At 39.2% G+C, this 25,521-nt stretch carries 23 protein-coding genes, 1 pseudogene and 1 riboswitch; of the genes and pseudogenes, 10 read left to right on the plus strand and 14 right to left on the minus strand.

Annotated features, from left to right (window positions below; all coding sequences use genetic code 11):
* The first annotated feature begins 291 nt into the window (after positions 1–291).
* From AS4_RS14560 to AS4_RS14580, 5 genes are all read left to right on the plus strand, one after another.
* A complete protein-coding gene (locus tag AS4_RS14560; RefSeq protein ID WP_096734620.1) occupies positions 292–1,236 on the plus strand; it encodes an ABC transporter permease in 945 nt (314 codons plus the stop codon).
* Positions 1,236–2,117, plus strand: coding sequence for an ABC transporter ATP-binding protein (locus AS4_RS14565; protein WP_096734621.1), 882 nt, complete (start codon positions 1,236–1,238; stop codon positions 2,115–2,117). Before AS4_RS14560 ends, AS4_RS14565 begins: the two co-directional genes overlap by 1 nt.
* Before the next feature lie 77 nt (positions 2,118–2,194).
* Positions 2,195–3,196, plus strand: coding sequence for an isopenicillin N synthase family dioxygenase (locus tag AS4_RS14570; protein ID WP_096734622.1), 1,002 nt, complete (start codon positions 2,195–2,197; stop codon positions 3,194–3,196).
* Positions 3,196–4,083, plus strand: a complete 888-nt coding sequence (locus AS4_RS14575; RefSeq protein ID WP_096734623.1) for a hypothetical protein — start codon at positions 3,196–3,198, stop codon at positions 4,081–4,083. The genes AS4_RS14570 and AS4_RS14575 overlap by 1 nt, the downstream gene beginning before the upstream one ends.
* 16 nt (positions 4,084–4,099) lie before the next feature.
* Positions 4,100–4,429: a DMT family transporter gene (locus AS4_RS14580; protein WP_096734624.1), complete on the plus strand. Its 330-nt coding sequence runs from the start codon at positions 4,100–4,102 to the stop codon at positions 4,427–4,429.
* A 118-nt stretch (positions 4,430–4,547) separates the two neighbouring features.
* On the opposite strand, the gene AS4_RS14585 is transcribed toward AS4_RS14580, so the two are convergent.
* The 8 genes and pseudogenes from AS4_RS14585 to AS4_RS14615 all read right to left on the minus strand — a co-directional run bounded on the left by AS4_RS14585 (position 4,548) and on the right by AS4_RS14615 (position 13,279).
* Positions 4,548–5,570, minus strand: a complete 1,023-nt coding sequence (locus AS4_RS14585) for an ABC transporter substrate-binding protein (protein ID WP_096734625.1) — start codon at positions 5,568–5,570, stop codon at positions 4,548–4,550.
* Positions 5,567–5,786: pseudogene (locus tag AS4_RS14590) on the minus strand (allophanate hydrolase-related protein); the annotation flags it as partial. The gene AS4_RS14585 and the pseudogene AS4_RS14590, both read right to left, overlap by 4 nt.
* A 17-nt stretch (positions 5,787–5,803) precedes the next feature.
* Positions 5,804–6,238, minus strand: a complete 435-nt coding sequence (locus tag AS4_RS14595) for a CopG family ribbon-helix-helix protein (protein ID WP_004822751.1) — start codon at positions 6,236–6,238, stop codon at positions 5,804–5,806.
* A 4-nt stretch (positions 6,239–6,242) separates the two neighbouring features.
* On the minus strand, positions 6,243–6,377 hold the full coding sequence (locus tag AS4_RS22130) for a hypothetical protein (RefSeq protein ID WP_264757321.1): 135 nt from the start codon (positions 6,375–6,377) through the stop codon (positions 6,243–6,245).
* Positions 6,378–6,709: 332 nt separating this feature from the next.
* Positions 6,710–10,315 (minus strand): urea carboxylase, encoded by a 3,606-nt coding sequence (gene uca / locus AS4_RS14600; protein ID WP_096734626.1) that lies wholly within the window; start codon positions 10,313–10,315, stop codon positions 6,710–6,712.
* Positions 10,316–10,317: 2 nt separating this feature from the next.
* Positions 10,318–10,986 carry an urea amidolyase associated protein UAAP2 gene (locus tag AS4_RS14605; RefSeq protein WP_096734627.1) on the minus strand — a complete coding sequence of 223 codons (669 nt, stop codon included), beginning with the start codon at positions 10,984–10,986 and terminating at the stop codon, positions 10,318–10,320.
* A gap of 11 nt (positions 10,987–10,997) precedes the next feature.
* A complete protein-coding gene (locus AS4_RS14610) occupies positions 10,998–11,753 on the minus strand; it encodes an urea amidolyase associated protein UAAP1 (protein WP_096734628.1) in 756 nt (251 codons plus the stop codon).
* 30 nt (positions 11,754–11,783) lie between these two features.
* Positions 11,784–11,885, minus strand: a riboswitch (guanidine-I (ykkC/yxkD leader).
* A gap of 479 nt (positions 11,886–12,364) precedes the next feature.
* Positions 12,365–13,279, minus strand: a complete 915-nt coding sequence (locus AS4_RS14615; RefSeq protein ID WP_004724679.1) for a LysR family transcriptional regulator — start codon at positions 13,277–13,279, stop codon at positions 12,365–12,367.
* 319 nt (positions 13,280–13,598) lie between these two features.
* Between AS4_RS14615 and AS4_RS14620 the strand changes: the two genes are divergently transcribed.
* Positions 13,599–14,261, plus strand: a complete 663-nt coding sequence (locus AS4_RS14620; protein WP_081401524.1) for an epoxyqueuosine reductase QueH — start codon at positions 13,599–13,601, stop codon at positions 14,259–14,261.
* A 23-nt stretch (positions 14,262–14,284) separates the two neighbouring features.
* Here the strand turns inward: AS4_RS14620 and AS4_RS14625 are convergent, their stop codons facing one another.
* A complete protein-coding gene (locus tag AS4_RS14625; protein ID WP_096734629.1) occupies positions 14,285–15,673 on the minus strand; it encodes a methylenetetrahydrofolate reductase C-terminal domain-containing protein in 1,389 nt (462 codons plus the stop codon).
* A 193-nt stretch (positions 15,674–15,866) separates the two neighbouring features.
* On the opposite strand from AS4_RS14625, the gene AS4_RS14630 reads away from it, so the two are divergent.
* Together AS4_RS14630 and AS4_RS14635 are read left to right on the plus strand one after the other, a co-directional pair.
* Positions 15,867–16,034 carry a type II toxin-antitoxin system HicA family toxin gene (locus AS4_RS14630; RefSeq protein WP_016539635.1) on the plus strand — a complete coding sequence of 56 codons (168 nt, stop codon included), beginning with the start codon at positions 15,867–15,869 and terminating at the stop codon, positions 16,032–16,034.
* Positions 16,035–16,098: 64 nt separating this feature from the next.
* A complete protein-coding gene (locus tag AS4_RS14635) occupies positions 16,099–16,518 on the plus strand; it encodes a type II toxin-antitoxin system HicB family antitoxin (RefSeq protein WP_096734630.1) in 420 nt (139 codons plus the stop codon).
* A gap of 207 nt (positions 16,519–16,725) precedes the next feature.
* Here the strand turns inward: AS4_RS14635 and AS4_RS14640 are convergent, their stop codons facing one another.
* The gene (locus tag AS4_RS14640; RefSeq protein ID WP_096734631.1) at positions 16,726–18,828 is read right to left on the minus strand and encodes a TonB-dependent siderophore receptor; all 2,103 of its coding nucleotides are present in this window, start codon (positions 18,826–18,828) and stop codon (positions 16,726–16,728) included.
* Positions 18,829–19,040: 212 nt separating this feature from the next.
* Positions 19,041–19,820, minus strand: a complete 780-nt coding sequence (locus AS4_RS14645) for an AraC family transcriptional regulator (RefSeq protein WP_096734632.1) — start codon at positions 19,818–19,820, stop codon at positions 19,041–19,043.
* A gap of 96 nt (positions 19,821–19,916) precedes the next feature.
* On the opposite strand from AS4_RS14645, the gene AS4_RS14650 reads away from it, so the two are divergent.
* A complete protein-coding gene (locus AS4_RS14650; RefSeq protein ID WP_096734633.1) occupies positions 19,917–20,735 on the plus strand; it encodes a sulfite exporter TauE/SafE family protein in 819 nt (272 codons plus the stop codon).
* Positions 20,736–21,153: 418 nt separating this feature from the next.
* Here the strand turns inward: AS4_RS14650 and AS4_RS14655 are convergent, their stop codons facing one another.
* Both AS4_RS14655 and AS4_RS14660 read right to left on the minus strand, forming a co-directional pair.
* Entirely contained in the window at positions 21,154–21,990 is an 837-nt protein-coding gene (locus AS4_RS14655) for a class I SAM-dependent methyltransferase (RefSeq protein WP_096734634.1), read from the minus strand.
* A 25-nt stretch (positions 21,991–22,015) separates the two neighbouring features.
* Entirely contained in the window at positions 22,016–22,975 is a 960-nt protein-coding gene (locus tag AS4_RS14660; protein WP_096734635.1) for a helix-turn-helix domain-containing protein, read from the minus strand.
* A 172-nt stretch (positions 22,976–23,147) separates the two neighbouring features.
* Between AS4_RS14660 and AS4_RS14665 the strand changes: the two genes are divergently transcribed.
* On the plus strand, positions 23,148–24,272 hold the full coding sequence (locus tag AS4_RS14665; RefSeq protein ID WP_096734636.1) for a class I SAM-dependent methyltransferase: 1,125 nt from the start codon (positions 23,148–23,150) through the stop codon (positions 24,270–24,272).
* A 189-nt stretch (positions 24,273–24,461) separates the two neighbouring features.
* Here AS4_RS14665 and AS4_RS14670 read toward each other — a convergent pair whose 3' ends face one another.
* Positions 24,462–25,403, minus strand: a complete 942-nt coding sequence (locus tag AS4_RS14670) for a LysR substrate-binding domain-containing protein (RefSeq protein WP_167468952.1) — start codon at positions 25,401–25,403, stop codon at positions 24,462–24,464.
* Between the last annotated feature and the right edge of the window lie 118 nt (positions 25,404–25,521).

Genomic DNA, 25,521 nt, shown 5'->3' on the forward strand with positions numbered 1-25,521 from the left:
TCATAAGCACTGAACTATTGAATCAACTGCTTACCACCCATGATCTCTTGTTTGATTATTCCTTTTCGTTCTTCCTGCTTTTTCGTTTCTTGATTGTCTTGCCCTTTTATTGAGCTTCTACTGAGCGTTTTATCAGTCACTTATAAAGATCATTGATCACCTCGTATTTGCGAGCTGCTGAAATACTCAGATCAATTCAATCACCCTGTTTATTCATGGCACTTATTTTGCTTAATAAATATTACGTTTTTCAATAATCGTAATACTCAAGCTAAAATGAGGGCGGTAAATATGGGTTATGTCGCAAAGGAAATTGGTCAAAAGAACAAGCTATTACTCAGCTTGTGTTCTTTTCTGATCCCTATATTGCTCTGGTGTGCGGTCAGTTATTTACCTTTTATTTGGCACCCTCAAGTGCAAATTACAGATTCTGGTAGTGTTCCGTATTTACAGGTCGGAAGCCGTGTTGAAAAAAGTGTGTTCTATAGTGAGGCACAAAATGCGGTCGATCACCATTCTGCACCACCACAAGGTATTTTAGTTAATCCCATTTACTTACCCGCACCACATGAAGTAGCTAAAGCCTTGGTTACTGCATTTACCACACCACCAGAACAACCAGATACACCATGGTTTCATCAAAGCTTATGGCACAGTATTAAAATCGTTTTTTCAGCTTTTTTAATTTCTTCAATTTTTGGTATTCCATTGGGTATTCTCTGTGGTTTCTCACAAAAAATATCGCTGCTTACAGAACCTTTTGTCGAATTTTTCCGTTATTTACCTGCACCTGCATTTGGTGCGCTTGCTGTTGCCATTCTCGGAATCAATGATGCGCCTAAGATTGCGATTATTGTAGTTGGAACACTATTTCAACAAATCCTAATTATTGCCAATACGACACGTATGGTTGATAAAGGCTTAATTGAAGCGGGCTATACCCTTGGAACCAATAAACTTAAAAGCCTATTCAATGTGGTGATTCCTGCGGCTTTTCCAGACATTTACCGTGATTTACGTGTCTTGCTGGGTTGGGCGTGGACCTATTTGATTGTGTCTGAATTGATTGGTACGACCTCTGGTATTACATGGTTTATTACCCAACAAGCACGCTATCAAAACTTTGACAATGTCTATTCCGCGATCTTGATTATCGGGGTGATTGGGCTGGTTTGTGACGTGTTATTAATGAAATTGGGCGAGCGTATGTTCGCATGGAAAGCAGGGGCAAAATAATGAATGACTCAACTTTTAATTCAGCTGAATATTTTCAAAAAATTTATGCACGCCCTGTCATCTTAGAGGCCAAACGACTGAGCCAAGTATTTAAACATGGTAAAACTGAACGAACCGTTTTAAATCAACTGGATCTTAAAATCCATAAGCGTGAATTTATTTGTGTGATCGGTCCATCAGGTTGCGGAAAATCAACCTTAAGCCGAGTGATTGCAGGTTTAGATCCATACCATAGTGGTGAGATCTTGGTGGATGGCAAAGCTATTACAGGACCAAGCCCTGAACGTGGCATGGTATTTCAGGGATATACCCTATTTCCATGGAAAACCGTTAAAGAAAATGTCATGTTCGGCCCACGCATGAAAGGTGCCAGCCAAATGACTGCGGAAGCCCATGCACGGGAATGGATCAATATTATTGGCTTAGACAAGTACGAAAACCAATATCCACATCAACTTTCAGGTGGAATGAAACAGCGTGTTGCCATAGCACGAGCTTTGGTCAATGAACCAAAAATCTTATTGATGGATGAACCTTTTGGTGCGCTTGACCCGCATACCCGCCAGAAGATGCAGAAACATTTAATGGATTTATGGCAAAACATTGATATCACCATTATTTTTGTTACCCATGATATGGATGAAGCCATCTTATTAGCTGACCGTATTGTCGCGCTAAAAGCCAATCCCGGTGAAATTAAAGAAATTATTGAAGTAGATTTACCACGCCCGCGTTCATTAGATCTTATGACAACGCCCGCTTTTCAACATTTAAGAGCGCGAGTGGATCAGTTGGTCCATGCGCATGAAGATGAGCTTGATCCATCACTACAAGACTTACCCAAAATACCGCGTATGACCCAAGTCAGTACAGATAAATAAGCAGATTAATTTTTATAGCCTTTGGGACGACCCAAATCGCTGAGTTCTTTGTTGGACGGCCAACCTTGGTGATATTCATGTCGAGTACATATGTTTTACCCCTTGTGGACATTTCTCTACTCTCCAGCCCTGAGCTTCAAGATCGACTCACGGTCGCACACGCTTTAGATCAGGCATGTAAAGATGTTGGTTTCTTATATTTAACAGGAGAACAATTTAAACCTGAGTTATTTCAAAAGCTTTATCACACTGCCCAGCAATACTTTGCCCAAGATACTGACATTAAGATGCAGCATTATATTGGCTTATCAGAAAATCATAGTGGTTATGTGCCGATCGGTGAAGAACGCTTTGTTGAAACAAGTTATGATCTCAAAGAGGCCTATGATGTCAATTATGATCACCAGAGCCAAGCAGATCGTCGCCCCTTGGTTGGCCCGACACAGTGGCCTGATGACCCGATATTTAAGCAACAAGTCTCAGCCTATTATCAACATATTAAAGCGATTGGACATGAAATTTTCCAAAGTTTTGCACTGGCACTCGGTCTAGATGAGCATTATTTTGATGCACATATTTCCAAAGCCCCCAGCCAACTTCGCCTAATTCACTATCCTTACCATCCTGAAATTCAGGATAAAGAAGGTATCGGTGCGCATACCGATTATGAATGTTTTACTTTGCTATTACCCACAGCGCCCGGATTACAAGTGCTTGATAAAACGGGGCAATGGATTGATATTCCCCTGCTTGAAAATACATTGGTGATGAATATTGGCGATATGATGGAAATTTTATCCAATGGTCGATATTTGGCAACCAAACATCGTGTTAAAAAAGTGTCTGAAGAACGCTATTCATTCCCCTTTTTCTTTTCTTGTGATTATGACTATGTGATTCAGCCTTTGATCAAAGATCAGCCGGCACAATATGCGCCTTTAAAAGGCGGTGAACATCTTTTTAATCAAACCGCACAAACCTTTCAGTATCTCAAAGAAAAAGTGGCACGAGGCGAAATTCAACTTGAAAATGCCCGCCCGCTTTATTCATTTGGTTTAAGCCAAAATGAGGAGTCGTGATGAACTTATTAGAACTCTGTACACAACTTAAGCCAACGGATGATTCAACCTGCTTATTGCCCCAATATTTATTGGGTGCTTTTCGCCGTAAGAGCATTACCTTTGCCAATGGTTTAACTGATGAAAATACTCTGGTCTATTGGTTTCAATCCAAGACATTTACCATTGATTTACGCTTAAAAGACCCTCGATCAACACCTGTTTTAGAACGACAAGGTTGGGTTGGCGATACGATTTGGGATGCTGAAAATCAATTGCTTTCATGGCATCTCAGTAGCAATTATCAAAATCATACCCAATGGCCTGAACCTGCAAAATTATATTCGATTGGTAATGCCATACTCGAGTTTTCACCGAGCCATGCTTATGTTGAGGATTGGCGTCAACAAGCGACGCGTGGAATTTATCTTGGCTTACGTTTATTTAAAATTGAAAATACTGAGTTAAATAGCAGTTATCCTGCGGATGGCGGCTTGATCCTGTGTGATCATTTTATTGCCTTTGCCAAGTCTCGACATCCCGATATACAACAGGCTTTTAAATCCGCTGAGACCTTAACAGATGCTGTTTCTCAGCAACAGATCAGTCTAGAAGCTATCCAAGACTATGAGGTTTCGATCAGTTTTGATCAACAGATCATTGATCTTAGCACCGTCACCAACAAAGTTGGGAGCAAGATTGATCTTGAAAATTTCCAACAGCTTGATCACAACACACTGGTTCAACAGCGAATTATCGATGGTGAACATTGCCGTTTATATTTCACACTCGATGTATTTCAGGCAGATTTTTGTTTTACAACACTTACGGGCACTTCAACTGCTAGCCAAAGTTGGTTTGATCATGAAGAAAATCACCTTTTCCATCATGCAAAAATAGCCTTATAAGGAATATTTTCAAGCAATGTCTTTTCTATATTTAATCATTGCCATTGTGGCAGAAGTCATCGCCACTTCTGCCATGAAAGCATCTGATGGTTTTAGCCAGTTGTCTGCATCGATCATCACCGTGGTCGGATATGCGGTTGCCATTTATTTTTTATCACTCACCATGAAAACGATTCCTGTCGGTATTACTTATGCGCTTTGGTCGGGCGCGGGTATTATTTTGGTGTCTTTAGTCGGCTTCTTTTACTACAAACAACACTTAGATTTAGCTGCAATCATCGGTTTGGTCTTTATGATTATTGGAATTTTAATTATTCATCTTTTTTCAAAAAGCACAGAAATATAATCAATGGATAATCATATTTTAATGTGATTAAGCTCTAAATAATATTTTTGCAGCTAAAATAAAATAGCCCGAGACATGCTTAGGCTATTTGTCAAACTATCCTAATCTTTTAAAAGCGCTATTTTAGCTCTTGTAACAATGTTGGATAAATTAAACCATCGACATTTTGTTCAGTTTTATAAATCCCATTTTCCACGTTAAATTTATTGACGTGATAAGACGAGCCATAGATCGAATCAAAGCCATTGCCTTTGCTAAAGACTTTTTGATTGGCTTCTAAATCAAGTAAATGGGTACCATTCACCATTGTTTCGTATTGTTTTGGATCGACCCCAGAACGAATTGCCATAATTTTTACAGCATCTGCATGTGTCGCAGGATCATTGATGTATTTCACCGTCTTGTCCCACACTTGAAGGATCTTTTTCCATTCATCTTTATGTGCAGTTAAATGACTCATATTTACGGTCAGGGTGTCATAAATTAAACCCGGTTTATCCTTCGAGGTATAAATGATTTTGGACCCTGCAACTGCTTTCAATGCTTGACTGGCAACAGGTTGCCATACCGCAATCGCTGAAACATCGGGGCTGGAGAGGACTTGTGGTAATTGATTGGTGGCAGAATTGACCAATTTGATTTCATTGATTGGGATTTTTTGATCTGACATTGCTGTTGCAAGGAGCAAGTGATCGACCAAACCTTTTTCAACGCCAACAGATTTACCTTTTAAATCCTGAATACTATTGATCCCATCTTTGGCAATAATCACATCATTGCCCGCAGAATAGTCCGTCGCCATAATCATCATGCCTTGGGTACCACCTGACGCCGTCACCAAGTTATCGCCATTGGTGACAAATACCGCATCTAATTGATTGGCTGAAAAGGCTGAGAGTGATGCTGAATAATCAAACCATTTAAACTCAACATTGAGACCTGCTTCTTTTAGCCAGCCTTTTTCAATCGCAACCTGCCACGCCACAAAACCGGGCCAATCACTATAGCCAATGGTGATTGGTTTAACATTTGCTGAAGTTTGAGAGCCTTCTTTCGCTTCAGGAATTTTTGCCGTGTTATCACAACCAGCGAACAACATTGCAGATAATAGTGATACTGATAATAAAGATTTATGGATCATACAGAAACTCCCCCGATTTTCTCGCCTTTAAATTGTGTATTGGTGTGATTTAGCGACTGTATATACTCGCCAACTGCCATCTTCAAGTTGTAAATTACCGATTCCCAACGGCGCTGAAAGCTCTGCAACGATTGCCCCAAAATTTGCCAATGGAATATCCCAAACCGCAACTTCAATTAAAATTCCTGTTGCATCACATTGCAGACCTGATCTTGGCATCACCGACTCCCGATTTAATCATTTTGCAGAATTGGTGGCATCACAGCATCCATCAGCTCCAGATGCCCTTTGATCACACCCTTGAGTGCTGTAAATTGTTGACTAATATGCCGTAGCTCAGAACTGGCTCCTTGCATCAGCATGACTTGTAAGATTTTTTGTTGATCAAGTTGAATATGCAGTGAACTGATCACTTGTGTTAAAAACTGTTGTTGTAAATCAATCAGTTGATTTCGAAGTGGCATTTGTCCTGCATCATAAAGTATGGTCAAAGTGCCCACCATAACTTCATTTGCCTGAGCCTGTTCTGCAATCAAGTGTTTGTTGATCATGTCGACAATCGCTTGAGAACGACTTTCGTAGTGTTGATCAACGATTTTCTGATCGAGTGCATTTAGCGTTGCTTCAGGTACAGTAATGCTGATTCGAGCCAACTTTTGTTTAGCCACAAACTTATCCTTTTACCTTGTTGACGGAAGTGTTTTGAATGTTTTGTTTGATATATACGCCTGCGCGTACACTGAATAAATCTATAAAAAATGCTTTCAGTGGATGTGTTTTTTTGACTGTTTTTTTAACCTGATTCATAGCACAACTCCATCTCAGTATTACCAAATTAGGTTTTTGTATTACCGATATAACAATGCAGAAAATGTGCCAGTTTTTAACCAAGTTTTTGCTGATTTTAGCGTGTATTTATGGATGATTTTTGGGCAAAAATAAATTAAATGCACAAGCATAGCGCGAAGCGTTATATAGGTTTAACAGTAAAAGCCTCTTTTATTTTAATTTTAATCGGCAAAGTCTTTATAACTTATGACACTTCATAGGATTATGGCTGTAAAGCAAATAGAAAAAATTAAATCTATGTTTGAAACAGAAAAGGAGCATCATGACTGGTGCTCCTTTGTTGATTTTTATTAGGCTACAGGTGCCAAGGTAAACAACACCTGTCCAGTCTTAACCGTCTGGCCTTTTTCAATAGTGATGGCTTCCACCTTCATCCGTTCAGGTGCAACAATCGGAATTTCGATTTTCATCGCTTCTATCACTGCAAGGGTTGCACCTTCTTCAACAATATCTCCTGAAGCACATTCGATTTTCCAAATTGAACCAGGCATATGTGATTCAACGGCACAACCGCCTTCAGGAATACTGACTGCTTCACCATCCTCTACAGTATCTAAACTTTCTGATACATATTCTTGTAAACCTGCGGCATGCCAACGACGGCGCTCTGCTTCAAAGTTGGCTTGTTGCGTCTGTTTAAAAGCATGAATACTGTCCTGATTTGCAGCAAGGAAATCATTGTATTCTTTAAGATTAAGTACACCATCTTCAATACGCAGCTGCAAACGCCCTGCTTTAAAATCTTCACGCATTTGTAGTAGTTCTGCTTCTGAAACCTCATAGAATTTAACTTGATCAAAGAAGCGTAATAACCACGGCTTACCATTTTCAAAATTGGCATTTTTACGATAGCGGCTCCACATTTGTGTAGTACGTCCCACAAATTGATAACCCCCGGGACCTTCCATACCATAAACACACATATATGCCCCACCGATACCAACAGCATTTTCCGGTGTCCAAGTCCGTGCAGGGTTATATTTTGTGGTGACCAAACGCTGACGCGGATCAAGTGGCGTAGCAACGGGTGCCCCTAAATAGACATCACCCAATCCCATGACTAGATAATTGGCACTATAGACCACATCTTTTACCGCTTGCTTTGATGCTAGGCCATTGATACGACGAATAAACTCGATATTATCAGGGCACCACGGTGCATCAGGACGGACGATTTGTGTATAGCGTTCAGTCGCCAATTGGGTTTGTGAATCTTCCCATGCCAGTGGTAAATACACCGTCCGTGAAGGCACTTGCATATTGTGGATATCAGGCAGTTCAGCTTCTGCGTTTTGAAGTTTTTCCAATAGCTCAAGTTGATCGATTTGAATTGAATCAAAATGAATTTGTAATGAACGAATTCCCGGAGTGAGATCAATAATTCCGTGGATATTCTGCTCTTTTACCCATTGCATCAAAGCATGAATACGGAAACGTAGATTTAAGTCTAAAACCAGATCACCATATTCAACTAATAAATAGCTATTCCCCGCAGGTCGGTAAGTCACACTTGGTAAATGTGCTTGTCCTACGCGTGTGGCTAAAACAGCATTTTCTAATGTGTCATTTTCCGCGTGGAAAATAGGATTAAAATTCACCTGATCTGTGTCAGAAGCAATAAGACTTTGATGATATGTTTGATCCAAGGGTTTTGCTTGCGCATAACTGACAGGAATAAATTTAACTTTATCACCTGCTTTAAGTTGACCAATTTTCCAAAGTTCAGAATGAATCACCACTGCTGGACAAACAAAGCCACCTAAGCTTGGACCATCAGGTCCTAAGATGATCGGCATGTCGCCTGTAAAATCAATCGCACCAATTGCATAAGCATTGTCATGAATATTTGATGGATGCAAACCTGCTTCACCACCATCTTCACGTGCCCACTCTGGTTTTGGGCCAATTAAACGAATACCGGTACGACTGGAATTATAGTGAATCTCAAACTGGTTGCTAAAGAATCTATCAATATCGTTTTTGGTAAAGAAATCTGGTGCGCCATGCGGACCATACATCACCGCAATTTCCCAATGACGCGCAAATTTAGGGATTTGATCTGCGGCTAAACTTTTGCTTTGATCAGATGAATATTCGGTAATCGCAAGCATATCCCCAATTAATAAATTACGCCCTGCATGCCCACCAAACTGTCCCAGAGTAAAGGTTGCTTTTGATCCTAAATATTCGGGAACATGGAAACCACCTTTGATCCCAATATAGCTTCGGCATCCAGTGCTCATTGTGCCACACTTTAACACCTGACCTTTTTTAACATTCACTGTTTGCCACATTGGAACCAGTACGCCATCCAGTTTAGATGGCATATCGCCGCCGGTAATCACAATTTGACTATCACAATGAAACTTTAAACTTGGTCCTTGTAAGGTACATTCCAATCCAGAAGTATTATAAGGATTGCCTAAAAGTTGGTTGGCAACATTTAAACTTAAAGGATCAATTGCTCCGGATGGTGGTACACCCACATCCCAATACCCTAAACGACCAGTAATATCCTGAATTGCGGTTTGAATGCCCGATTGTAAAACCTCAATTTTTTGGGTTTTCCATACAAAGCTATTTAAGAAGCGTGTGGTTTGTGTCCCTGAATTAAACACCTCACTCGCAATAATATTTTGTAGGTATTCCAGATTGGTTTCGATTCCTGCAATCTGTGTATCTGCCAGACTAGATTGCATGGCTTGAATCGCTGCATCTCGATCTGACGCCGTCACAATGATTTTGGCAAGCATAGGATCATAAAATGAAGATACATTTGAACCAGTTTCGACCCATGTTTCGACCCGTGCATTTTGATCAAATTGCACATAGGTCAATAAGCCTGCGCTGGGTTGAAATTGTTTAATCGGGTCTTCCGCATATAAACGAACTTGAATCGAATGTCCTTTTGACGCTAATTTTTCAGTGGGTGCTGTCCAATCGCCACTGGCCAAAGTCACCATCCATTCAACCAGATCTACAGCATAGACTTGTTCTGTCACACCATGCTCAACTTGCAGACGGGTATTCACCTCTAAGAAATAGAACTGCTCGGTTTCAGTATCCATCACAAACTCAACTGTACCTGCTGAACGATAATTCACAGATTGCATCAGTTGAATTGCGACAGTTTGAATATAGTCACGTTGCTCATCGGTTAAATGTGGTGCGGGCGTTTCTTCTATGACTTTTTGATTTCGACGTTGTACAGAACAGTCACGTTCTCCTAAAGCCAATACCTGCCCTTTTCCATCACCAAAAATTTGCACTTCAATATGTCGAGCATGCTGTACAAATTTTTCTAAGTACAAACCTGCATCTTTAAAGTTGGCTTGGGCCAAATACGAAACGGTTTGATAAGCTTCTTTGAGTTCAGCTTCATCCCAAACCAAACGCATACCGATACCACCACCACCCGCAGTACTTTTTAACATCACAGGATAGCCAATACGTGCTGCTTCCATGACGGCTTCTGGTTCACCTGAAAGCAAAGAACTCCCCGGCAACAACGGTACTTGGCTTTTAATCGCCAGTTCGCGCGCCGTATGTTTTAGACCAAAATCCAGCATTTGGCTTGAGGTTGGCCCAATAAAGGCAATACCCTGATTTTCACATAGGTCACAAAACTCCGCATTTTCAGACAAAAAACCATAACCCGGATGAATTGCTTCAGCGCCAGTTTGTTTGGCAATTTCAAGAATTTTTTCAATATTTAAATAACTTTGTTGTGCTGGTGCAGCACCAATACAAAATGCCTCGTCGGCTAAAGTCACATGTAAAGAATCCTGATCAGCTTCTGAATAGACAGCAACGGAAGCAATGCCAAGTTTTTTAAGTGTACGAATCACACGACAAGCGATTGCACCACGATTGGCAATAAGAACTTTTTTAAACATATTTATGCTCCCATACCATTGTGTACCAGCAATTGAATTTTCGTGGGGTTATAGCCATTGCATGGGTTATTTAATTGTGGGCAATTTGAAATCAGTACGATCAAATCCATCTCGGCTTGAATTTCGACATATTTGCCAGCGGCAGAAATACCATCAGCAAAGGTTAAATGGCCGTCCGAGCTGACAGGCACATTCATAAAGAAATTAATATTGGGGCCAATGTGCTGAACGTTTAACTGATGTTTTTGTGCAATCGGATGCTTGGCTAATGCATACATAAAATTATTACGACAACTGTGCATCGGATAGGTGTCATGTGCATAGCGAACAGTATTACTTTCACATGAACAGGCACCACCTAAGGTGTCATGACGACCGCAGTTATCATCGACAATCACCGCAATTGGGCGGCCTAAATTACTGTATAAGGTCGTGCCTTTTTCAAGGTAAACATGCTGATTAATGGCCAAGGTATCCGTTGCGCTATAACGTTCTGCTGGGTTCTCTGCTGAAATAAATAAGGTATCGACGGCTTGGTTGCCTTCTAAATCAACAATACGGAAATATTGGCCTTTTTTTACTTCGCCCATCCATGCTTCACCCGCAGGACAAATTTCATTTAACAAGGCTTGATCTAAAATAGGTTTTTCGATTGAAGTTATAATGCTCATGATGATCGTCCTTAAATGCGTGTGTTGTGAGATGAACTCAGCGCGTAATAACGCTGGTTATTGTCAAATGCACGTTGATTTTGCGGACATGAGTCTCGACAAATATCCTTATCCGTTAAGGGCAATGCGGCAAAAAGACCCATTTCTATATCAGCGGGGGCATATTGCGCTGAATGATCTAAGCCATGCGGTGCAGCCGATAAGAATACAAAACAATCCATTTCAAAACGCAGTTCAATGATTTGCCCAGTATTGTCTGAGCCAATATAAGACAATGCACCCGCATCATCTGGGGTCACTTTTGAAAATAAATTCACTGTTGCGCTGAGGTCGATTTGCCCAAGTGAATATTTGCTCATTTCAATCAGCAAACCATCTAGACCATTTTGAATCATTTGATTTCGGGCATCTTGGAATGTCTTTATTCCAAAAGTAGCTTGGATTTGTTCTGGACGACTTGGACCACACAAAGCGTCATTCCAGCCATGATCATCATGAATAATTGAGGCCATAACCCGACCCAAATCGGAATACAACACATGACCTTGAGTTAAAAAAGCAGTATGTTGCCCTTTTAAACTATCTGGCATATTAAAACGCTCAAGTCTGTCATGGGCATTCACGCAAAATAAAGAGACATTGGCATCGGCAGATAAAGCTTTAAATCGAAGTACGCTTCCTTTGGGAATGCGACCTGACCAGTGATGTCCACCGGGTAATTTTTCAGACCAAATGACCTGTTGATCATGATAATTTGTCGTATGCATAGCCACTCCTGTTCGGATAGTTTATTGACTTCCTCCCGGGCTTTTATCCCTCCGTGTAGTTCTTTCGAACCGCGAACTCTCGGTCCAGACATACTCTTTTAGACAAGTATCGGAACCCTAGATCACTTTTTATAATTTTATTTGATGCAAAGGATGTGCCAATTGAATATTACGTTTTTAGGATTTAGTAATACTAATTTTGTGCGATAAGAGTGCATTTCAGAACATAGAAAACAAAAATGAGTTATTAATGAGCTAAAAAATGGCGATGTGCTAAATAAAAACCTGTTCTAAATAAAACGGTCTCTAATTGAAAGCCATCTCTAATAAACTCCTTTTCTAAAAGAAACGTGTCAAAGAAACAACACGGCGCAAAATATTTAAGTTCGTCGATAGGTTGGCGCAGGGCATGGCAAACCTTGCGCTGCAAACAAAGCCAAGCTTTTTTTTGCTCATATTCTGCTTAAGAAGATAATTCAGAGATATAGCGGAAACACACGATAAGAAACACGCGCTTATTCAGGCCAAAACCAGCCTGAGTCAGCGCGTGCTAAAATGATTCATCGTACTCAGCAAGTCGGTGCTACACGATGAATCATTAATAATATGTTTTAATAATACGTTGCTCTTTTTTTCGAGAATTTATCCAATTGCTTAAGAAAACCATCAAAATAATCTTTTTCTTTTTCTTCTACACGATAACCGGCATATAAGGTACGACGTAAACCTTCAGGCGCAACACAATCTAAACGGCGAGAAACCACCCAGCCCTTTTGCTCATATTCATTAACCACCCAATCAGGCAGTGCTGCGATACCATGACCACTTGCCACAAGTTGAATCAACATTTGGGTCAAGTCTGTGGTGCGAATATGTTTTGGCTGAATATTGGCAGGAATAAATAATCTCGACATGATATCCAGTCGATGTTTATCCACTGGATAGGTCACCAAGGTTTCTTCCGCCAACTCTTGCACCGTAATTTCTTTCATTCGCGCTAAAGGATGTGTGATTGAGAGCACCAATCTCGATTCATATTCAAAAATTGGAAAATACTCTACCCCTTTTAGCGCAATTGGATCTGCTGTAATTAACAAATCAAATTCACCGGTTTGTAATAACTCATGCGGATTGGCTTCAAATCCTGAGGCAAAATCCAAATCTACATCTGGGTATTGTTGACGATACTGGTTTAGCAATGGCATAAGCCAATCAAAACAACTGTGGCATTCAGAAGAGAAAACGATTCGGCCTGTTTGCCCATGTACAATACGGGTAATATCAGACTGGGCAATTTGCACTTGTGGCAAAATATCATCAGCAAGTTTCAGTAATCGTTGACCAACATTAGAAAAACTCACTGGACGAGAGCGACGATTCACCACTTCGACACCAAACCATTGATCTAACTCTCGAAGCTGGTGTGATAAAGCAGAAGGTGTTAAACACAAATCTCCTGCTGCTGCAACCAATGAACCATGTTCACGTAAAGCAGTGAGTGTTTTTAGATGTCGAAGTTCTAACATTCCGTCATTACCAAATTAATATGTTAAAGGTGATCTGGCTATAGCATAACGGATTGATGACGTTTATGTTTAATTATTTTCACTTAAATTTCAAATTTGTTATTTTTATTCACTTTTAAATAATACGCAAAACATTGAGGATGCTCTTACTCATCCATACAATTGAATCACTCCATTTTTGAATGAACTAAATCTGGTGATTTAAAATATCATCCTTAAAAACTTTCAGCATAGACTGAAAACATTTCAGTGAATTGAAACACCACAAGACGTTAAAACTTTTACAATAGAATATTATTCATTTTTTATATTGTTTAGCATGACTCTGGAACGCCAAAAGCTCACACTCCCCCAAGGCCACGACAAATTGTTGCTGCATTCATGTTGCGCGCCGTGCTCAGGTGAAGTCATGGAAACTTTAATTGAATCAGGCATCGACTTTTCAATTTTTTTCTATAATCCCAATATTCATCCAGTCAAAGAATATTTAATTCGCAAAGAAGAAAATATTCGCTTTGCTGAGAAGCATAATATTCCATTTATTGACTGTGACTACGATACAGATAATTGGTTTGAACGGGCCAAAGGTATGGAAAATGAGCCTGAAAAAGGCATCCGCTGTACCATGTGTTTCGATATGCGTTTTGAAAGAACCGCACTCTACGCACACGAACATGGATTTAGTTTAATCAGCAGTTCATTGGGCATATCGCGTTGGAAAGATATGCAACAAATTAACGGCTGTGGAATCCGCGCTGCCGCACATTACCCACAAATTGAATATTGGGATTATAACTGGCGCAAAAGCGGCGGTGCACATCGTATGATCGAAATCAGCAAACGTGAAGAATTTTACCAACAAGAATACTGTGGCTGTGTTTATTCACTGCGAGATACCAATCGCTGGCGCATGAAAAATGGTCGTGACCGGATCAAATTAGGTGAAAAGTTTTATACCAACGTGATGGATGAGGAAAATTAATTTATCCAGACACCTCCCCCTTATCACTGCTTCACATACCAGTTTTTCCAAGAGCTGGTTCCACGTATTTCTATCGGTACAGTTGGAATCAGCTGCTTTTTTAATACCTGAATTTGATCGACCTCTTCAGCCAATCGAGCTTTGACAGAATGTATACACTCTCGATCCCCAAATTCACAACGGTCTAAATGTGTGCCACCGCATGGCCCATTTGCCAGACCTTTGGGGCAAGTTTCAGGGCAAATATATAAGGTTTCAGCCAGCCTACACTGACCACAACTCTCACACCCGACAATAAAATGTTTACTCAAATATTCCGCTTGTAACAGCAATTTTGCTGCAAGGGCTTTATTCCAAAAACCCGCACTAAAAATATAAGCACCCAGCCCTTTGACCAAACTGGAATTAAACATGGTACTGTGAATGGTATCTAAAAATTGATATTTCACTTTCTGATGCAAATTACTCAGCTTAGACTTTTCTACAACAGCTGGACGTAATTCATTGCCCGTTTTAAGCTGCCATAATTGAGTCCATAATTGTTGACATTGTTTAAGATCAAGATGTCGATACTGTTCAATATAACTAGTTAAAATCGCTTGCTCATCGGCTTTATGGCACGCAGAAAGATGCACACCAGCATAACCAATATGCTGACAAATCAAAATTTGCAAAGCACAACGTAAATAAGTATTTTCAGTTTGATCAGAATCATGTTCTTGAGCCAACACTTCAAGCATATGTGGTGTAATCACAATACCTGCAACGTTATGTTTCAGCATAAATTTCGCTCGTGCTAAAGTCAGCGGCATCACACAAGCAAGAATTTTTTGTGTATAGTTTTCTTCAATTAAAAACTCATGCGCTTGTTTAAGTGCCACGAGGTCAAAGCCCAACTGGGTAATAATATAATCAGCGCCGGCTTGTAGTTTTTTATGTAATTTTAAATACTGCGCTTGTTTTTCTGCTTGGCTATATTTAAACGGATTCAAAGCAACGCCAATATGAAAGCCGCCCTGTTGTTTGGCAGCGATGACCGCATTCACCGATTCTAAATAGCGTGTTCGAGCGTGGCTACCTTGTCCATCATGATGTTGTTTTAACTTATCGCCAGTCAGTAACAATAAATTTTGCTGTCCGTGTTGTTTGGCTTGCGTTAAAAACAGATTGAAATCATGAATATCTCGGCCTTTACCTGCATAGTGCAATACTTTTTCAATCTGCTGTGGATAAGATTGTGCGGCGATTAATGGTGCAATATCTTCATCTGAACGTACTCGATCTGACAAAGTCATACATACAGGAAAGCCCGCCAGTTGTGTTGCTACAGGCAATACCTCTTGCATCGAAGGCAAATATTCCACCAAACAACAAAATTGGTTTTGAGCAAAGTATTGGGAAAGCTGAGACATAAAAAAATTTAGATAAATACAGCAAAATAAATAGGCCTGAATTATAGAATGTTTTAAAACGAATTGCTGTAATCATAAAATGCTTTCAAAATAATCTTGATAAAAATGCTTAGCTCCGGCAAGTAAACATTTTTGTTTACTTGGTCATCATTTTTGTTTACTATATGCTTATGTTCAATAAAATGAGCTAAGTGTGAAGAGAAGTGATTTCATCAAAGAGTTAAAAGGTTTGGGCGCAACATTTGTAGAAGGTAGTAAACACACCAAGGTTTATTTAAATGAGAAACAAAGCACTATACCTCGCCATACTGAGTTAAAAACAGGACTGGTAAAAGCAATAAGAAAGCAACTAGGAATTTGAGAGTTCGCCCTCAAACCTTTCTTAAGATGAGATTGTTGTTCACATTATTTCGGAGATTTAATACATGTTTTATCCAGCTAAACTTAAACCAGATCTAGAAGATGGTGGTTATGTTGTAGAGTTTAGAGATATTCCTGAAGCTATTACCCAAGGTGATACTTTAGACGAAGCCAAAGAAATGGCTCAAGATGCACTTATAACCGCTATGGACTTTTATTTTGAAGATCAGAGGTCTATTCCTTTACCGAGTAAAAACCTTGAAGAAGGTGAAGTATTTATTGAAGTTCCAATAAGTATTACATCTAAAGTTTTACTTTTAAACTTAATGCTTGAGAAAAAAGTAACTCAAGTAGAACTCGCTAAATTGCTCCATAAACCTAAACAAGAGATTACTCGTATTGTAGATCTACATCACTCAACAAAAATTGATACTGTTGTTGATGCATTAAAAGCTTTAGGCAAACAACCCCAGCTTATAATCTAAACAAGCAACCCGCCTACAAATGGCGGGTTTTTTGTACCACGATACGTATGATTATTCTCTCGATTCGCTAATATTTTAATAAATCCGAGTATCTTTAATTTTAACTTTTTTATACTGAAAAAAATGGGTATTGTCTCCAATACCCATAAAGCTTATGTCTTAGCATTAAATTCAAATAGTGAAAACAACATCTAAACTAAGCTACAGTTAATATTTAAATTTCACATTCAGACGAACCATCATAGGATCTCCCCAATTAACCAATTGTGCATTTGGTGTGGTCCCTGCCAGATACTCTCTATCAAATAAGTTTTTAATTGTTAAACCTGCGCCCCAATTCTTGGCTTCATAACCCGCATTTACATCAAATAAGGCATAACTTGGCAAGTAGACAAAATCTGTATTACGTTGCGCTGTTCGAGAACCTTGATAACGAATCCCTGCACCAATATTCCAACCTAATTTATCTGGGCTAAAATAGTACTGGGTAGATAACGAACTGGCATTTTTAGGTACATGATTGGTACGTTTGCCAATATCACTAGCAATCACACTTTCAGTGACTTTTGCCGTTGGGATATAGCTATAAGTTGCTGTGGCATTCCATTGATCGGTTAATGCCGCCGCAATTTCTGCTTCAAAACCTTTGGTGACTTGTTCGCCTGTTTGGATTGAGAAGTTTCCAGAAATATCTGCTTCAGTTACATTTTTACGGGTCAGATCATAATAGGCAATATAGCCTTGTAAACGCTGATCCAGTGCTTGTAACTTGACCCCAACTTCGGCCTGTTTACCCTCTTCAGGATTCAACAATCGACCATTTTCACCGGCATCTGTTACAGGCATAAACGAGGTTGAATAACTGATATATGGTGCAAACATATCGTTGATACGATACATCACCGATCCACTGCCCGTAAATGCATTGTCTGAGTTTTTGCTGCTGCTATTTTTTAATACATCGTCAATTTCAACCTGAGTCCAATCATGTCGACCAGACAACCCGATAATCCAGTGATCATCTACTTTAATTGTATTGCGTAGATAGAGACCCGTAAATTGGCTATAGGTTAATTGTTGTGTTGGCGTCCCCAGTTTGGTACTGGTGATTCCATAGACTGGATGGTCAGCATTAAAAGAATTGATGGTATCGTTTCTACGATAGTAATCACTACGCTCTCGCATCATATCGACACCCACCATCACATCGTAGTTGATCTTTCCAAAATCAAAATTACGTTGCAGGTTGCTGTCCAAGGTGTAGTTGGTATCTTGTTTATCTTGATTATTTACAGAACGTTTAATGATTGGCAATGTGTTTGTACCTGATGCCAATATCGGATTGCCTTGGGTATCAGTTTTGGTAACCGCAAAGTTTTGTTTAAACACCCAAGCATTATCAAAGTAGTGTGCATAATTTGCACCAAGACGATAAACATCGACATCATAACCATGATCAGGTTCACCAAAGAATAGGCTTGAAGGGTATTTTTTATAATCGCCTTTACTATAAGGAATGCCCTGTTGACGGATGTATTCACGGTGTTGATAGCTGGCAATGACGGATAAATCATCTTTATCGCCTAAATCAAAATTGTAAGATGGAGCAATATATTGATTTTTAAAATAAACATGGTCAGTCGGGTCATCTTGATCAGAGATCCGTCCTACTATACGAAAAGCGCCTTTTGCACGATTATCAGGGGCATAATTTAGGTCAAATGTACCTTCTTTTAAACCATAGCTTCCATAACTTAATGTGCCTTTGTAAGCGGTTTCTGCTTGCGGCCGTTTGGTGGTTAAGTTGACTAGACCGCCTGGTAGTGCCAAACCAAAACCAACTGAGGTTGGGCCTTTGACCACTTCAATAGACTCTAAGCCAGAAATATCTTCCGCTCTTAAAACATTATCTGATGCTTGAATACGCAACCCATCAATATAAGTTTGTGAACTGGATATTTGTCCACGAATAATAAAATCATCCCAGCCTCTTCGTCCATATTGACCAGAGGTCACACCTGCCACACCTTCTAAAGCTTCGGCTACTGTTTTTGCTTGCTTTTGTTCAATTTGCTGATTGGTGATCGCACTAATCGACTGAGCTGTTTCAAATAAAGGCGCTTTAGATCGCAATACCGCACTTGCTGTTTTTGCTGCATAGGCTTTTTTATCACTGTCTGCTTGTACGGTAATCGTTGGCAATTTATTGCTTACAGCATTTTGCGTTATATCTGATTCTGACTCAGCATGAGCGGTGGATAGCATGATGGCAAAAACTGAAAATGCGAGGGAGGATTTATTAAATTGCATTAAACAATGACCTAAAAACTTGAAGCATAATTATAATCATTTTCATTTATATTTATCACTATTTTTTACGCTTTCCTTTTAATGATATAAGTTTGAAAAGAAGCACGCTTTAAATAAAACATGATTTTTCTAATGATTCGACTGTATCAATCACAGCACTGATAAGTTGTTCTTATTTTTTATAACGATCGGTCAAAAAACAAGGTTGCAATTTATATGGATGTTTTATCGTGTAGATGGTTCATATATTGAGTCGGACTTAAACCTAGAACTCGGTGAAACATGGTGGTGAATGCAGCAGGATTTTTAAAGCCAAAATCATAGGCAATTTGCTGTATCGGCTGATTTTGGATCAATTTTTCAAGACTTAACAATACACAAGCATGTTGTCGCCATTTTGAAAATGACATCCCCACTTCACTTTTAAACAGCCGACTAAAATGCCGCTCGCTGATATAAAGTTGTGTCGCAATTTCTTCAGGTGATAAATGAATATTGGGCTGCTTTAAGAACTTTTGGCAAATTTCTAAAATGGCTTTATTTGCTGGCAAAGGTAAATGCAGTTCAATTTTTTCGGAAATTGCCAGCTCAGTTAAAATCAACTCTTGAATCAACTCATCATGTCTTGAAAGCGGTTCATTTAACGCTGGTGCTTTTAAAAGTAATTGTCGAAGCAAAGGCGAAATTGACAGCACTTCGCAACATTCAATCTGCCTCGGGACGTATTCAGCAAGAATATACAAACTACAGGTTTTAACATTAAACAAAGTCAGTTGATGCGGAACTTGCGGTGGAATCCAAACCGCCCTTTCAGGAGGAATGATCCAGTTTCCTTGTGGTGTTTCTACATGCATCACACCCTGAGCTGCATAAAGTAATTGTGCTCGTTTATGGCTGTGCATCTTCAACACATAATACTCAGCGTACTGCGTTTCGATCGCAATCATTTTATGTTTTAAATGCTCAACACTATGAATCGAGATTTGTTTCATATCCCTGTCTGATTTGAGTAATTAAATGCGGAATATAACAAATTTTATCGATCGAGAAATCCTTAAACTGGTATTTATTTTCAAAGATCTCTGTGTATGGAACTCTATCTTATTTTATTGGTTGCAGGATTTGTCAGTGGCATACTCACCATATTATTTGGTTTTGCCGGTGGCTTTGTTGTTGTTCCTTTGGTTTATTCGACAATTCGTATGCAATATCCAATTCATTCTACCGCCTATGACTTAGCTTTTAAAAGTGCAGTTGCAACCTCATTATTATTGATGGTGATCAACTCTGGATTGGCAACTTATCAGCAATATAAACAGCGAAAAATACACAAGCAATACCTCTTCCCAATCGCATATTGGATAGGCGCTGGCGCAATTTTAGGCACTGTACTCGCCCTAAATATTTCATCACACGTGTTAAAATGGGCTTTTGCACTCTATTTGTGTTTTACAATTTTTGATTGTCTTATTCGCCAATTTAAACAGCCGCATTCAAATCCTCAATCTGTAAGACTACTCACCAAAACAGAACAAGGTCTAGGCGGAATCTTTATCGGCGGGATTGCTTCAGCGTTGGGTGTTGGAGGCAGTGTGATGACTGTTCCGCTGTTCCGTCGCTGTGGCTTGGATATGTCTTCAGCCGTTGCGCTTGCCAATCCTTTGAGTATGCCTGTTGCCATAGCAGGTTGTATCACCTTTATCATTGGGCAAATTATCCAACCACAACATCTAGGCACGCATTTTGTTGGTTATTTTTACTACCCTGCTTTAATTGCATTGATTATAGGTGGCTTTTTAGGCATGAAATTGGCAATACAATGGACGGGAAAATTGTCTAATCAAATGCATGAACGAGGTTATATCCTATTACTCATGCTGGTTTTGATCAGTATTTTATTTCAATAATGGAGACAGGTGCCATACAGACTTGAGGCTTATGTCTTGCGCCCAAATGTTTTGGAGCTAGTGGGCGATTTAACAGACGCACAGCCAAGAAAAATGATTCAAATGAACATATCTTGCGTTGCCTAGAAATGAACAGTTAATCCCCCCTATACATATAAATTAATCTGCGGTTTTGTTTGTATTGTTTAATCATACATGGTGGTTCTATCGTGTGGCGACATGGATGTCGCCGTTGAGCGGGGGTATACCTCGCTCAACATGAGCAAAAACAAAGCACGGCTTTGTTTGCAGCGCAAGGTTTGGCATACCTTACGAAAAGTGTGGCATTGCAAGCTTTATAATCATACAAATCCATTTTTATAGAACGCTGATACTTTTAAATTTGATCTATGGCTCGATCAAGAAAAATTTAAATACACTAGCTAATTTTAAATATGACTATCCGTGAAGAAGTTTTCAGTTTTGGAACAATTGACATCAGTGTCGTTAAGATTAGCCCCATTCGATGCCAACCTTTAAATTGATTAAACAAATAAGTCCGCACATGTTTAAGCTTGGGATGCCATGTTTCAATGTCTTTTTCATCATCCAAACCAAACTTAAATGTGGCTTTGGTTTTACTTACAGTATCATGTAAATCAGACTTAGTACTCATCCATGCATTGAGCATGTCAAAATGCAGTTCAGCCCCTGAAAAACGCTCAGCTAAAGCGGTTAACACCTGTTGATTTTGTGCTTGATTGAAGTACATCAATACCCCTTCAATCACAAACATAAATTTACCATTGGGATGACTGTCTTTTAATTGATCCATCCATGTGGTCGATAACATTGAACTTGCAATGAAGTGTTCATTTTCTTGCGCTGGTATCAGTTGCTGACGTTGTTCAATGACTTCTGCAATATCCAACTGATAAAATTCTGCTTGTTTAGCATACTGACCGATACGTTGTATACGAGTATCTAAACCACAGCCGACAAATACAATAATCGGTTGATGATTAAGATAATGATGAAGTTGAATAAATTCTTTAACCTTTTGATCAAAATGCGTGGAACGCAATGCAACACCAACAGACGTGGCCTTTTTATTTTTATACTTGGAAAAATCATAATCAATTTTTTCCACCAACTCACAGGCTGTTCGATCATTGATTAAGGGATTTTTTTTCTGCGTTTCAACGGATTTGGCATACAAGGTAATCAGTAGCGTATCGGCAATGTCATCTTGCAACTTAAGCGATATTTTTTCCATTAAGCATTCCTCATGTCATTTAGATTTATTTTTTTGCAAATAAAGCTTTGGGTGATTTGCCATAAAAACGAGTAAACGCAACTGTAAAATTATTGGGATATTGATAGCCCACCTGCCACGCCACTTGAGCCACGTGTAAACCTGACTCAAGGAGGCTATGGGCTTTTCGCATCCTCAATTGCAATAAATATTCAGTCGGATTTACCCCATATAGCTTGATAAAACAGGCTTTAAATTTATATACATTCATACCGATCACACTGGCGATATACTGCATCGTCAATGCTTGATCTAATTGGTTGATCATTAAAGCTTTGGCTTTTTCCAGATTTTCTACATCCTGCATACTCAAGTTTGCAGATGAGACTGCTGATTCATCAGGCGCAATTAACGGCAACTGTTCTGATAACAAACTCAAGGCATGAATATGTTGTTGTAAGCTATGTTGTGATTGGTTGTTGCGCTGTACGAGTGAATGTGCCAATGCGCAAGCATGGACTTTACTGGTCATTGAAACAGGCTGAAAAGCGATTGGATTGATATGGTTTGGGAAAAATAATGTCTTGAGCTGTTTTGAGCTTAGATATTTACTCAAAAATTCCGAAGTCATAATCAAGCGAAGTTGAGAAACCGTCTGTTGTTTTTGATAGTGACGTATTCCTTCAATCGCTGGAAAAGTGTTGATACTGATATGGTCCGCTTTGAAACTGAGCTGCTCTGCATTCTTACTCTGATATTTTGAGCACCCTTGTAATCCAACCGTCAATACCATCACGGGGTTTCGGTGTGTTGCTTGGGTTTCTTCTTCTAATGCATATTGAGGGCAATAGTGTAATTGGTTAATCAACAATCCAGCTTCAATCTGTAAAGTGTCTGCATAGCAATAACCAAAATCTTCAGGCAAGCCAATACGTTGTTGCCGTGAAGAGATCTCTTGAACCGAACGCGCTACATCAACCCGCACACGATGATGTAATTGTGTCATCACTCAATACTCCATCTAGCCGAAAACTTCATTCCGCATAGTATTTTCTATAATTCTCATATAATAAATAATAATCATTCTCACTTATTGAGCCATCATATCGTATCTTTGGATCGAATGTCTAGACTGAATGTTCTCGGCATTCTCTATGCAATTTTAAAAGGTGCTTTTAATGAATCTTTCTTTAAATCAGGCTGTACAAATACTGACTCAACCTCATCCTTTACATTCCATTTGGCAAATTTACCTGTCACAAATACAGGCGCAAGTCATAGATTTTTCAATTGAAAAAAAGCTCTTTGCATCATTATTTCAATTTGAAGATGCCACAGTATTGGCAGAAAAACATGCTTTGCATCCGCAAAATACCGATTATCTGTTACAGCTCTTGGCCAGTTTACAGCTGTTAGATACCCAGTTTGACCCAAACAGACAGGCTATGCTTTATCGTATTAAACCAACACTTAAAGACTACTTTGATCCAATATCAGATCAGTATTGTGTTGATGCGTTGTTATATCGACAACAAGTGATTCAGTCTGTTGCTGGTCAACTTTCTGTGTCTTTTTCTGGTGATTTCCAAGTTCAAACCAGAACACCTGAAACGATTGAATCCGCATGGGCGCAAGCGGCTCAAATACAAATTTCCCAAGAACAAAACGCTGTTACAGTTCACATTGCAGATGTGCTTTCCGACGTAGTCCGTGAATTTAAAACAGCAAGGCATTTTCTTGATGTCGGTGCTGGCGCTGGACGGGTTGCGATGCATTTGGCTGAAAAGTTTACTCAACTCGAATGTACACTTTTAGAACTTCCGCAGGTCATCGAGGCAATTCATCCCACTTTAGCAAACCATCCAGCACATCAACGCTTACATGGTTTAGCTGCTGACTTGCAAAGCTTAGACTTTCAAACTTTGGACTTTCAAACTTTAAAATCTCAACCTCAACCTCAACCTCAACCTCAACCTCAACCTCAACCTCAACCTCAATACGACATTATTTGGTGCTCATCTGTACTTCATTTTGTCGATGACTATGCTTTAATTTTACAAAGACTGCTTGCAGCTCTATCACCCAATGGCGTATTGATTTGTTGTCATGCCGAAATTGACCCATCTCAATATGCTGCAGGTATTCAAAGCTATTATTTAAATATGCGTATGCAAGGCAATTACGTTCCACAAAAGGACGACATTTATCGCAGCTTAAAGCAACTGGGTTGTCAGCACATTGAAACGATTGAGAATGTGCAATTTCCTGTTGCGCCGGTTGATGTACTGATTGCGCGGAAATAGGTTATAAAAAGCGAGAAGTAAAATTTTAATCTCATGATGCTGAAGAAACTTGTACGCCATCCTATTATTTTGTGCTAAATCTAAATAGGTCATCATTAAAAAAATATTTTCTTGAATAATAGGATGATTTAACACTAAAAAATAATGTGATTTATAATTTAAATTAAATCATTAAATAGAACATTTATATTATTTTAAGTTACTGATACAAACAGTATCCTCAAGCATTGAAATAATATTCAATTGCGATGGGGTTAATGTTCTTTCCGTATACCAAACTAAGCCTATATCAATATAAATATTTTTCATCGTCAAAGGTAAAATTTCCACAAGATTGGCTTTTTTAAAATAATCGGCCAGTTGAAAAGATAAAAAACCAATCGATTCCGTTGCCAGAAGCACCCCGATATTGGTCAGTGTGGATAAAGACTCTACATAACGTTTGGATAAATTGACTTGATGACACAATAGGAATTCTTCGATCACAATTCGAGTAGTGGCAAATTCAGGTGGAAGTACCATTGGGAATTCTGACAGATCTGTCCAAGAGAGATCCTGCTTGGTTACCAGTGGATGCTCTTTTTTGACCACTACCACAATCGGATCTTTATACAAATGCTTGGTTCTAAATTCTATGCCCAGTGGCTTTGCGGCCAGATTTCCGATCATCACATCTAACTCACCTGTACGAAGCAATGAAATTAAGACGTCTGAGCTGCCTTCTCGTGCGTTAATACTTGTGGAAACCATTTCATTTTCCACTCTTGCGATAAAATTTGGAAGAATGGACAGTGAAACCGCGGGCAACAATCCTATGGCAATACGGGTAGCCCGCCCTTCACTGATTGCCACCAGATCATCCCGTGCAGAGGCAATTTCATTTAGAATTTTTTTAGCATATTTCACCAAACATACACCTGCTTCTGTGGGTAACATTCCCCTTGTGGTGCGGTCAAAGAGTTTGATTGTTAACCCTTCTTCAAAGTCTGCCAACGTTTTTGAAATCGCGGGTTGAGTCACATTGAGATAATTTGCGACCTTTCCAATATGGCGCATTTCATCCAGTGTCACCAATAATTGCAAATGTTTTAATTTCAGGTTTGAGCGTAAATAATGGTCGATCTTTGCCATAATATTATTCCCTAATATAAAATCCATTTATTTTAGATTAACCCCACTATATATAACTTATACAAATAATCCAATTAAACCCATAACCATTTCATTATAAATCAATCTTTAAATATAA

Source organism: Acinetobacter guillouiae (assembly GCF_002370525.2).
Taxonomy (GTDB): Bacteria; Pseudomonadota; Gammaproteobacteria; order Pseudomonadales; family Moraxellaceae; genus Acinetobacter; species Acinetobacter guillouiae.